We start from the raw sequence: 12,059 nt of genomic DNA on the forward strand, positions 1-12,059 counted from the left end.
TTTCGTTCGGACCGGGCCGGGTCGGGGAGCGGTGCCGTCGTCTACGGCCTGAAGTTGCGGCTCAGACCCTGCCACACGTCGTCGTAGCCGTGCTGCAGGTGTCCGGCGGTCGCCGCCTGCTCCGTCGCCGTCACCGGCCAGCGGGTCTCGAACATGAAGGCGAGACCGTCGTCGATCTTCTGCGGCTTCAGCTCCGCCTCGCTGGCCCGGTCGAAGGTCTCCCGGTCCGGGCCGTGCGCCGACATCATGTTGTGGAGCGAGCCGCCGCCCGGGACGAAGCCGCCCTTGCCGGCCGTCTTCGCGTCGTACGCGCCCTCGATCAGGCCCATGTACTCGCTCATCACATTGCGGTGGAAGTACGGCGGCCGGAAGGTGTCCTCGCCGACCAGCCAGCGCGGCGCGAAGACGACGAAGTCGACCCCGGCCAGGCCGGGGGTGTCGGACGGCGACGTCAGCACCGTGAAGATCGACGGGTCGGGGTGGTCGTAGCTGATCGAGCCGATGACATTGAACCGGCGCAGGTCGTAGACGTACGGGGTGTGGTTGCCGTGCCAGGCGACCACATCGAGCGGCGAGTGGTCGTAGGTCGCCGACCAGAGGTTCCCGCAGAACTTGTTGACCACCTCCACCGGGCGGTCGTCGTCCTCGTACGCGGCGACGGGGGCGAGGAAGTCCCGGGCGTTCGCCAGGCCGTTGGCGCCGATCGGGCCGAGGTCGGGGAGGGCGAACGGCTGGCCGTAGTTCTCGCAGACATAGCCGCGGGCGGTGGCGTCGAGCAGCTCCACCCGGAAACGGACGCCGCGCGGGATCAGCGCGACATGCCCCGGTTCGGCGCGCAGCAGGCCCAGTTCGGTACGGAGCAGCAGGCCGCCGCGCTCGGGGACGATCAGCAGCTCGCCGTCCGAATCGCTGAACACCCGGTCCGTCATGGACGAATCGGCGTGGTAGAGATGCACGGCCATGCCGGTGCGCTGCGCCGCGTCGCCGTTGCCGCCGAGGGTCCACAAGCTGGCCAGGAAGTCCGTCCCGGCCGCGGGCTCGGGGAGCGGGTCCCAGCGCAGCCGGTTGGGGTCGGGCACGGATTCGGTGAACGGGGCGGTCCGGATCGCGCCGTTGTCGATGCGGACGAACGGGGGATGCGCGGCCGACGGACGGATCCGGTAGAGCCAGGAACGGCGGTTGTGGGCGCGGGGTTCGGTGAAGGCCGAGCCGCTCAGCTGCTCCGCGTAGAGCCCGAGGGGCGCCCGCTGGGGGGAGTTGCGGCCGTGCGGCAGTGCGCCCGCGACCGCCTCCGAGCTGTGCTGATTGCCGAAACCGGCGGAATGCTCCAGCGCTTCCGCCGTCTTCCTCGCCTGCTCGATGCCGCCCATGTGCGCTCCCGGTGCCGAAGGAATCCTATGGGTAACCGTAGGAATCGAATCGGGGTGAGTCAACGGCATTCGTGACGCACACGGGTTCCCGGATGTCCAAATGCCTGGTGCACGGGGGGTTCAAAAAGGTGAACAATGCTCTACTCTCCCGCACATGTCGTGGACACGAAGACTTCTGGTGATCCTGGCGGCGCTCGCCGCCGCCCTCCTCGCGGCCCCGGCCGCCCAGGCGCACGAGGAACGTCCGGTCACCCTGCCCGACGGCACCGGCAGCGTCCCCGTGTACCGCACCGGCGAGCCCGATCTGCTGGTCTGCAAGAGCGACCGGGCGGACTTCGAACGCCGTGTGTCCGGCTTCCCGGCCGCGCTGCGGGACCGGAACCTGAAGCTCTTCGAACGGTGCCGGAAGTCCGGCTACCGCCATCTGCAGCAGGCCGTCGACGCGGTGGACCGGCCCGGCATGAACATCGCCGTCCTGCCCGGCCTGTACGAGGAGGAGCCCTCGCTGCCCAAGCCGGCGGGGGAGTGCGCCCGGCTGAAGGCACCCAAGTCGCAGCTCGGCTACCAGATCCTGTCGTACGCCCAGCAGGCGCGGTGCCCGCACAACCAGAACCTGGTGGCCATCCTCGGCAAGAAGGACCTCCAGATCGAGGGCACCGGTGCCGAGCGCACGGACGTGGTCGTCGACGCCAAGTACCAGAAGCTCAACGCGATCCGCGCGGACGGCTCCGACGGTATCTACTTCCGGAACTTCACGGCCCAGCGCACCACCTTCAACTCCCTGTACGTCCTGGCCCAGGACGGCTTCGTCATCGACTCCGTCCTCACCCGGTGGAATGACGAGTACGGCTTCCTGACCTTCGCCAGCGACCACGGGCTGTACAAGAACTGCGAGTCGTACGGGAACGGCGACTCCGGCATCTACCCGGGCAGCGCGTCGAACATCAACGACGGCTACGGCTACGACGTGCCGCGCTACTCCATCGAGATCACCGGCTGCCGCAGCCACCACAACATGGTCGGCTACTCCGGCACGGCGGGCGACTCCGTCTACGTCCACGACAACGAGTTCGACCACAACATGGGCGGCGCCTCGATGGACAGCGCCTTCCCCGGCCACCCCGGTCTGCCGCAGAACCACGCCCGCTTCGAACGCAACCTGATCCACGACAACAACGCCGACTACTACCCCTACGTCGCCGACGGCACCTGCGCCAAACCGCCCGTGGACCGCGGCTACGAGGAGGGCGTCGTCTGCCCGCAGATCTCCATGCCGCCCGGCTCCGGCATCATCACCGCGGGCGGCAACTGGAACCGGTACGAGAACAACTGGATCTACGGGCAGCAGCGCGCCGCCTTCGTCCTGACCGCCGTCCCCGCCTTCATCCGTGGCGAGGAGGCGCTGTCCAAGCAGGCCGACACCTCGCACCACAACCGGTACGCGGGCAATCACCTGGGCAAGGACAAGGCGGGCAACTCCCGGCCCAACCGCACTGATGTGTGGTGGGACGGCCAGGGCGAGAGCAACTGCTGGCAGCCGGACGCCGGGCCTTCCTCCCCGCGCGCCCTGCCCGCCTGCGGTTCCGAACGCGGCGCCGTGTCCTGGCCCACCGACCGGCTCGTCGGCGAACCGGTCAAGCTCGCCCAGCTGCTGGTCTGCGCCGACTACAACGTGCAGGCGCGCCGGCTGCCGGCCGGCTGCGACTGGTACGGGGCCCGGGGCATCGAGCGCATCGAGGTGCAGGTGGCGCTGACGGTCGCGGTGGTGCTCACGCTGGTCGGCGGGGTGCTGTGGTGGCGCAGACTGCGCGGCAGCCGGCTCGCCACGGTGGTCACGGGGCTCGGTGTGATCGGCCTCGGGCTCGATGTGGCCGGGTCGACGATGGGGCTGGCCGCTTCCTATGTGCCCGCGCTGGCGCTGCTGCTGACCGGGGTGTGGTGGACCGGGATCGGCCTCGTGCTCCGCAGGGAGCGGCCCTGGCTGGGCTGGACCACGGTGGTGCTGGGTGCGCTGACGCTGCTGGACGCCGTGGACAAGGCCGTGTTCATGATTCCGTGGATTCCGCTCAGCCCGGCCTGGGTGCGTGGACTGCTCGGCGTGGTCTGGGTGGTGTGGGCCGTGGTCGCCGCCGCCCGCCACGGTGAAGCGGACACCACCGATGCCTCGGATTCCCCTTCCCCGGACTCGCCCGATGCCGCCGGCTCCCCGGACGCGCCGGATCGGGCTGATTCCCCGGACGCGTCGGACCAAGCTGATTCCCCGGACGCGTCCGGCCACGCTGATTCTCCGGACGCGTCGGCCGAAGGGCCGGCCCCGCGTTCCGCGCAGGGCACTGCTCCTGCTGCTTCTGCCCCCGCGCCTGCCCCTGCGCCCGCTCCGGAAGGAGACGCGTCGTGAAGCGTTCCCACAGGCCTCTGCGGGCCGCTCGACCGACTCCGGCCGTCAGCCCGAACACGTCCGCCCGACCGACTCCGGCCGTCAGCCCGACCCCGGCCACTCGGCCGCGCCGGGCCGCCAGGCCGGTCGTGGCCGCCGTCACCCTGCTCACCGCGGGCGCCCTCGTCCTCGGGGCGAGCGCCTGTGGCGGGCGGGCCACCACCCACCACAAACCCGGCACCAGCCATGAGCAGGCCGGCGGCAGCGTCGGCAAGTTGCTCGCCGCCGACGACGGCTCAGGCAGCCGGCTGCGCCAGGTCGACGCCGAGGGCGCCCCCTCGGTGTCGGTCGCCGTACGGCCGGACTCCGAGGACGGGTGGAACGTCCGCCTCTCCGTACGGAACTTCAAGTTCACCCCGGACAGCGTGGGCGGCGCCGCACTCCTCGGGCGCGGCCACGCCCGGCTGTTCCTCGACGGTCACCCCCTCGCCCGCCTGTACGGCCCCTGGTTCCACCTCCCCGCCTCCCTCGTCCGTGGCGCAGGGGGCGGCAAGGAACTCACCGCACGGCTCTACGCCGACGACCACACCGCCTGGGCCGTGAACTCCGCCCCCGTCCAGGCCACCACCCCCCTCTCCCCGGCCACCCCCTCGGGGGCGGCCACCGACCCCGAAAGGAGCGGCCCCGCGACACCGCGGCCCGACACGACGGTCGAGATCGTCATCTCCCACGGCAAGGTCAGCCCGGACCCCGGCCGCACCGAGCTCCGGAAGGGCCGTACCGTCCAGCTCCGGGTGCGCAGCGATCGCGCCGACACCCTCCATGTCCACGGCTACGACAAGGAGGCCCGGCTGCCCGCGGGCAGAACGGTCACCCTCACCTTCACCGCCGACCGCAGCGGGCTCTTCGAGGTCGAGACCCACGAGTCCGAGCTGCTCCTGACCCAGCTCGTCGTACGGTGAGCGTCCTCGCCCACGGCATCGGCGCCCAGCACGACCTTCCGCTGTCGCCCTTCTACGCCTTCGCCGGTGCCTTCGTCGCGCTCTTCGTCTCCTTCCTCGCGCTCGGCCTGCTCTGGTCCGCCTCCCGGTTCCGGGGCGACCGGGCGGGCCGGCCGCTCCCGTCCACCGTCCAGTGCCTTGCCGACGCCCGCCCCACCCGTATCGCCCTGCGGGCACTCGGCGTCGCCGCCGCCCTGTACGTCACGCTCCAACTCCTCCTGGGCCCGGACGACCCGGACCGCAACCCGGGCCCCGGCGCCGTGTACGTACTCCTCTGGGTCGGGCTGGTACCGGCCTCGCTCCTCCTCGGTCCCGTCTGGCGGCTGATCAACCCGCTGCGCACCGTGCACCTCCTCGTCTGCCGTGCCCTGGGCCGTGACCCCGCCGCGGGCCGCCCCCTTCCCGTACGGCTCGGTCTGTGGCCCGCCGCTGCCGGGCTCCTCGCCTTCACCTGGCTCGAACTCGTCGCCCCCGATCCCGCGTCGGCCACCACCCTCCTGCTCTTCCTCGCCGGCTACGCCGCCGTCCACCTCGCGGGCGCCGCCCGCCATGGCGCCGGCTGGTTCGACCGGGGGGACGCCTTCGAGGTCTACTCGGGGCTGCTCGCCCGGCTCTCCCCGCTCGGCCGCCGCCCCGCCGACCGCCGCCTCGTGCTCCGCTCCCCGTTCAACGGGCTCGACGCCACCCCGCAGGCCCCCGGACTCGTCGCCACCGTCTGCGTCATGCTCGGCTCCACCGCCTACGACAGCTTCTCGGACTCCCCGTCCTGGATCACCACCGTCCAGACCTCACCGCTGGGCCGCACCACCGTCGCCACCCTGGGGCTCCTGGGTGCCGTCGCCCTCGTCGCCGCCCTCTATGCCCTCTGTGCCGGTGCCGTCCGGCTGATCTCCGGTCGACTGAGCCACCCCCTCACCGCCTTCGCCCACTCGCTCGTCCCGATCGCCCTCGGCTATCTGATCGCCCACTACTTCACACTCTTCGTCACCGAAGGTCCACGCACGGTCATGGTGGCATTCGGCGCTGACGATCCGTCCCCGCCCGAGCCGCCCCTGGGGCCCGGCGGTGTCGCCACGCTCCAGGTGGCCGCGATCCTCCTCGGCCACGTACTCGGCGTCATCGCCGCCCACGACCGTTCCGTACGCCTCTTCCCGTCCGGCCGCGCCGTCGCGGGGCAACTCCCGCTGCTGGTCCTGATGATCACCTACACCATCGGCGGGCTGTCACTGCTCATCGCCTGAGAACCGCGCCGCAAGCAGGCGGCCACCGCCGCAGAGGAGACCCACGGCATCATGGACCCCGTGCCCCATGCGAACACGAACCTCCGCCGCGCCCCCGTGCAGCAGCGCAGCGCCGAACGCCTCGCCCGGATACTCGACGCCTGCGCCGAACTCCTCGACGAGACCGGCTATGAGCAGTTGTCCACCCGGGCCGTGGCCATCCGTGCCGGGGTCCCCATCGGCTCCGTGTACCGGTTCTTCTCCAACAAGCGCGCGCTGACCGATGCGCTGGCCCGGCGCAATCTGGACAGCTATGCCGAACGCATCACCGGCCGCCTGGCCGCCATCCCGGCCACGGACTGGCGCAGCGCCATCGACGCGGTGCTGGACGAGTACCTGGCGATGAAGCGCTCCGTGGCCGGATTCGCCCTCGTCGACTTCGGTGCGGCGGCCCCCGAGGAGGACCCCGCCAACGACGCCAACCAGCGGGTCGCCGGCCGGCTCGCCGAACTCCTCTCCGGTCACCTGGGCGGCGCCTCCGGCGAGGACCTGTCGCGCACCGTCCTGGTCTGCGTCGAGGCCGCCGACGCCCTCCTCCAACTCGCCTTCCGCGCCGACCCGTCGGGAGACCGGGCCATCATCGACGAGACCCGCACCATGCTGCGGGCCTATCTGGCGCGCGTACTGGAGTGACGAGGACGACGGAGCCCCCCGACTCCCGACTCCGGCCCCCGGCCCCGACTCCCTGCCCCTGGCCCCGACTCCCGACTCGCCCCCCGGCTCCGCGACTTCGTGACCGCCCCGGCAGCTCCGTCGCGACGACACCTCCCCGCCGTGCGTACCGGTCGGTATGCTCGCCGTGCTTGCCCACGTACGCGCGCCACCGCTGTCGCCGCCCCGGGGAGGGCCCATGCCGCACGACCTCAGCAGCTCCCGTACCGCCCTGCGCATCTGCCCCCTGTGCGAGGCCACCTGCGGACTCAGCCTCACCATCGAGGGGACCAGGGTCACCGGCGCCCGGGGCGACCGGGAGGACGTGCTCAGCCACGGCTTCATCTGTCCCAAGGGCGCGTCCATCGGCGGGCTGGACGCCGACCCCGACCGGCTGCGCACCCCCCTCGTCCGCCGGGACGGTGTCCTGACGGAGGCGACCTGGAGCGAGGCGTTCGACGCGATCGCCCGCGCTCTGCCCGCCCTGGCCGAGGAGCACGGGCAGCAGGCGGTCGGCGTCGTCCTCGGCAACCCGAACGTGCACACCGTGGCCGGTGCGCTCTACCCGTCCGCGCTGCTCTCCGCCCTGCGCACCCGGGCCCTGTTCACCGCGAGCACCCTCGACCAGATGCCCAAGCACGTCTCCAGCGGACTGCTCTTCGGGGATCCGAACGCCATCGCGGTGCCCGACCTCGACCGCACCGGCCATCTGCTGCTCCTCGGCGCCAACCCCCTCGAATCCAACGGCAGCCTCTGCACCGCCCCCGACTTCCCCGGCCGGCTCAAGGCGCTGCGCCGACGCGGCGGCACCCTCACCGTCGTCGACCCGCGCCGCACCCGCACCGCCCGCCTCGCCGACCGGCACGTCGCCATCCGCCCCGGCACCGACGCCCTCCTCCTCGCCGCGCTCGCCCATGTCCTGTTCGACGAGAAGCTCACCGACCCGGGCGCGCTCGCCGGGCATGTCGAGGGGCTCGACGAAGTGGCCGCCGCGATGGCGGAGTTCGCCCCCGAGACGGTCGCCCCGGCCTGCGGCGTGGACGCCGCCACCATCCGTACGATGGCCCGCGAACTGGCCGCGGCCCCCGCCGCCGCGGTCTACGGACGCATCGGCAGCTGCACCGTCGAGCACGGCACCCTGGCCAGCTGGCTCGTCGACGTACTCAACATCCTCACCGGCAACCTCGACCGCCCCGGCGGCGCGCTCTTCCCGCTCTCCGCCACCGCCCGCGCCCCCCGCCCCGCAGCCCCCGGCAAGGGCTTCGCCCTCGGGCGCTGGACGAGCAGGGTCTCCGGCCACCCCGAGGCCAAGGGCGAACTGCCCGTGGCCGCGCTCGCCGAGGAGATCGAGACGCCGGGGGAGGGCAGGATCCGCGCCCTGATCGTGCTCGCGGCCAACCCGGTGCTCTCCGCACCGGACGGCGACCGGCTCGACCGGGCCCTGGGCGGGCTCGACTTCATGGTCAGCATCGATCCGTACCTCAACGAGACCTCGCTCCACGCAGATGTCGTGCTGCCCCCGCCGCCGCCCTCGCGCAGCGCCCACTTCGACTTCGCGTTCAACGCCCTCGCCGTGCGCAATCAGGTCCGCTACACCCGGCCCGCCGTGCCCCTGGAGGACGGTCTGCTCGACGAGAGCGAGATCCTGGCCCGACTCGTCCTCGCCGTCTCCGGGATGCACGGGGCCGACCCGTCCGCGGTGGACGACCTGGTCATCGACCGGACGCTGACCAGGGCCGTGGCCGACCCGCACTCGCCCGTGCACGGCCGGAGCCCCGCCCCGCTCGCCGCCGCCCTCACCGGCCGCACCGGACCCGAACGGCGCCTCGATCTGATGCTCCGCCTCGGCCCGTACGGCGACGGCTTCGGCGCCGACCCGGACGGCCTCACCCTGGAGCGCCTGCTCGACCATCCGCACGGCATCGACCTCGGACCGCTCCGGCCCCGGATCCCGGAGGTCCTGACCACCCGCAGCGGGCGCGTCGAACTCCTCCCCGAACCGATCGCCGCCGACCTGCCCAGGCTCCGCGACGCACTGGCCGACCGGGACGGACCGCACGCGCTCGTCCTCGTCGGCCGCCGCCATCTGCGCTCCAACAACAGCTGGCTGCACAACATCGCCGAACTGAGCGGCGGCTCCAACGTCTGCACCCTGCAGGTGCACCCCGCCGACGCGGCCAGGCTGGGGCTGGTGGACGGCGGCCGGGCCACCGTCGCATCGGACGGCGGCACGGTCACCGCCCCCGTCGAGATCACCGACGCCGTACGGCCGGGAGTGGTGAGCCTCCCGCACGGGTGGGGCCACCACCGCCCCGGCACCCGGCTCTCCGTCGCCGCCGCCCGCCCCGGTGTCAACGTCAATCAGCTGCTCGACGGCACCCGGCTCGACCCGCTCTCCGGCACCGCCGTGCTCAACGGGTTCCCGGTGACGGTGACCCCCGCCATGACACCCGAGCCCGCGACGGCGACCGTCGCACCGATGGGGACGCCGGTTGTGCCCAGGCCATGACCCCCGCGTTGACCTGGGGTTTTGCTCGTATTGCTCGCATGTCAACGTCTTGTTAACGCTTCGAGTCGAGCCCTAACGTCATCCGCACCGCCGAGTCCGGTGGGAGTTCAAGGGTGAGCGATAGGTATCCACATGCTGACAATCCTCGGCTTCGCCATGATTGCGACCTTCCTGGTCCTGATCATGCTGAAGAAGATGTCGCCGATCGCGGCGTTGGTTCTGATCCCCGCGCTGTTCTGCGTCGCGGTCGGGCAGGGCGCGAAGCTCGGTGACTACGTCATCGAAGGCGTCGGCAATCTGGCCCCGACGGCCGCGATGCTGATGTTCGCCATCGTCTACTTCGGCGTGATGATCGACGTCGGCCTCTTCGACCCGATCGTGCGGGGCATCCTGCGCTTCTGCAAGGCCGACCCGATGCGGATCGTCGTCGGTACGGCGGTGCTCGCCGCCATCGTCTCCCTGGACGGTGACGGCTCCACCACCTTCATGATCACCGTCTCGGCGATGTATCCGCTCTACAAGCGCCTCAAGATGAGCCTGGTCGTGCTGACCGGTGTCGCCGCCACGGCGAACGGTGTCATGAACACCCTTCCCTGGGGCGGTCCCACCGCCCGCGCCGCCACCGCGCTCAAGCTGGACGCGGGCGACATCTTCGTCCCGATGATCCCGGCGCTCGGCATCGGACTGGTCGCCGTCCTGCTGCTCGCCGTCGTGCTGGGCCGCCGCGAGCGCAAGCGGCTCGGCATGCTCACCCTCGACGAGGCACTGGCCACCGAGACGGCCGCGGAGCCGGAGACCGTGCTGGTCGGGGCGGGCGGCGGCAATGACCGTACCCGCAAGAGCTCCGGCGGATCCGGCACGGGCGCCGACGGCGACACGGCGCAGAGCACGGGACCGGACGCGGACGCGGATGCGGACGGGGACGAGGGCTTCAAGGGCCTGGACCCGAACCGGGCCACCCTGCGCCCGAAGCTCTACTGGTTCAACGCGGGCCTCACCATCGCCCTGCTCACCGCGATGATCATGGAACTGATGCCGATCCCGGTGCTCTTCCTGCTCGGCGCGGCCCTCGCCCTCACCGTCAACTTCCCCCACATGCCCGACCAGCGCGCCCGGATCGCCGCCCACGCAGACAACGTCCTCAACGTCTCCGGCATGGTCTTCGCGGCCGCCGTCTTCACCGGCGTGCTCTCCGGCACGGGCATGGTCGAGCACATGGCCGACTGGCTCGTCGGCGCGATCCCCGCCGGCATGGGCCCGCACATGGCGATCGTCACCGGCATCCTCAGCATCCCGCTGACGTACTTCATGTCCAACGACGGCTTCTACTTCGGCGTCGTCCCGGTGCTCGCCGAGGCGGGTGCCGCCCACGGTGTCTCCCCGCTGGAGATCGCCCGCGCCTCCCTGGTCGGTCAGCCCCTGCACATGTCGTCCCCGCTCGTCCCCGCCGTCTACGTGCTCGTCGGCATGGCGAAGGTCGAATTCGGCGACCACACCAGGTTCACCGTCAAGTGGGCGGCGCTCACCTCGCTGGTGGTGCTCTGCGCCGGTCTCCTGTTCGGCATCATCTGACCGTGCGCACCCTCCAGGAGCCCGGCAGGGGCTGGCTGCTGCGCCTCGTCATCGCCTTCGCCTTCGCGCAGGGGGCGGTGTCGATGGCGCGGCCCGCCGTCTCCTACCGGGCTCTTTCGCTCGGTGCGGACGAGCGCGCCATCGGGGTGATCACCGGGGTGTACGCCCTCCTCCCGCTCTTCGCCGCCGTCCCGCTCGGGCGCCGCACCGACCACGGCCGGTGCGCGCCCCTGCTGCCCTTCGGCGTCGTCCTGATCGCGGGCGGCTGCGCCCTGAGCGGCCGGGCGGGCTCGCTCGCCGCGATGGCGGCCTGGAGCGGGGTGATGGGGCTGGGCCACCTGTGCTTCGTCATCGGCGCCCAGTCGATCGTCGCCCGCCAGTCCGCCCCGGCCGAACAGGACCGCAACTTCGGGCACTTCACCATCGGCGCCTCCCTCGGCCAGCTCATCGGCCCGATCGCCGCCGGGTACCTGATCTCCGAGCGGGACGGCGCCATGGCCCGTACCAGCGCACTCGCCCTGCTCGTCTCGGCGGCCGTCGCCGCCGTCTCCTTCGGCTCGCTCTGGCGCATCGAGCACCGGTCCGCGCCCGCGGCCCGCCGGGCGGGGCCGGCCACGAAGGTCCCCGTCGGCCGCATCCTGCGGGCCCGCGGGGTCCCGGCCGGGATCTTCATCAGTCTCGCCGTGCTCTCCGCGACCGACATCCTCACCGCGTATCTGCCCGTCGTCGGCGAGCACCGGGGCATCGCCCCCGCCACCATCGGGCTGCTGCTCAGTCTGCGTGCCGCCGCCACCATCGCCTGCCGGCTGGTGATGACCCCGATGCTCCGCATCCTGGGCCGCACGGCGCTGCTCACCACGACCTGCCTGCTGGCCGGAGTGCTCTGCGCGGGCATCGCCCTGCCGGTACCCGTGGCCGTGCTGGCCGTGATGCTCGCCGTGCTCGGCTTCTGTCTCGGGGTCGGACAGCCGCTCTCGATGACCACCGTGGTCCAGGCCGCCCCGCCGGAGGCCCGGTCCACCGCGCTCGCCCTCCGGCTGACCGGAAACCGTCTGGGGCAGGTCGCGGCCCCCGCGTCCGCCGGTCTGATCGCCGGGGTGGCGGGCACCGCGGCACCGTTCGTCATGCTCGGCTCCCTCCTGCTCGCGGCGGCAGGGCTGGGCGTACGGAGCGGGCGGCAGGACCGGAAGGCCGGTGCCGCCCCGGCCGTACCGGCACCTCGGCCCCGGCGGCGCCCCACCGACCGGAACCGCGCCTGACCCCCGCCGCCCCCGGACGTCCCGCCGGGCGGGAATCCGT

8 protein-coding genes are annotated in these 12,059 nt (G+C 72.2%); 7 read left to right on the top strand and 1 reads right to left on the bottom strand.

Features of this window, described 5'->3' with window-relative positions:
• Window positions 1-41: 41 nt before the first annotated feature.
• The gene (gene hmgA / locus OHA19_RS31485) at window positions 42-1,370 is read right to left on the bottom strand and encodes a homogentisate 1,2-dioxygenase (protein ID WP_405752388.1); all 1,329 of its coding nucleotides are present in this window, start codon (window positions 1,368-1,370) and stop codon (window positions 42-44) included.
• Between the two features lie 154 nt (window positions 1,371-1,524).
• Here hmgA and OHA19_RS31490 point away from each other — a divergent pair, with 154 nt between their 5' ends.
• From OHA19_RS31490 to OHA19_RS31520, 7 genes are all read left to right on the top strand, one after another.
• On the top strand, window positions 1,525-3,768 hold the full coding sequence (locus OHA19_RS31490; protein ID WP_405752391.1) for a right-handed parallel beta-helix repeat-containing protein: 2,244 nt from the start codon (window positions 1,525-1,527) through the stop codon (window positions 3,766-3,768).
• 128 nt (window positions 3,769-3,896) lie between these two features.
• Window positions 3,897-4,709 (top strand): hypothetical protein, encoded by an 813-nt coding sequence (locus tag OHA19_RS31495; protein WP_405752394.1) that lies wholly within the window; start codon window positions 3,897-3,899, stop codon window positions 4,707-4,709.
• Window positions 4,706-5,989, top strand: coding sequence for a hypothetical protein (locus tag OHA19_RS31500; RefSeq protein WP_405752397.1), 1,284 nt, complete (start codon window positions 4,706-4,708; stop codon window positions 5,987-5,989). The genes OHA19_RS31495 and OHA19_RS31500 overlap by 4 nt, the downstream gene beginning before the upstream one ends.
• Window positions 5,990-6,040: 51 nt before the next feature.
• Window positions 6,041-6,661, top strand: coding sequence for a TetR family transcriptional regulator (locus tag OHA19_RS31505; protein ID WP_405711147.1), 621 nt, complete (start codon window positions 6,041-6,043; stop codon window positions 6,659-6,661).
• Between the two features lie 217 nt (window positions 6,662-6,878).
• Complete coding sequence (locus OHA19_RS31510) at window positions 6,879-9,188, top strand: molybdopterin-dependent oxidoreductase (RefSeq protein ID WP_405752399.1); 2,310 nt, start codon at window positions 6,879-6,881, stop codon at window positions 9,186-9,188.
• Window positions 9,189-9,320: 132 nt separating this feature from the next.
• The gene (locus OHA19_RS31515) at window positions 9,321-10,760 is read left to right on the top strand and encodes a CitMHS family transporter (protein WP_405711143.1); all 1,440 of its coding nucleotides are present in this window, start codon (window positions 9,321-9,323) and stop codon (window positions 10,758-10,760) included.
• A gap of 2 nt (window positions 10,761-10,762) precedes the next feature.
• Complete coding sequence (locus OHA19_RS31520; protein WP_405752402.1) at window positions 10,763-12,019, top strand: MFS transporter; 1,257 nt, start codon at window positions 10,763-10,765, stop codon at window positions 12,017-12,019.
• The last annotated feature ends 40 nt before the right edge of the window (window positions 12,020-12,059 follow it).

This window comes from Streptomyces sp. NBC_00012, assembly GCF_045040875.1.
GTDB lineage: Bacteria > Actinomycetota > Actinomycetes > Streptomycetales > Streptomycetaceae > Streptomyces.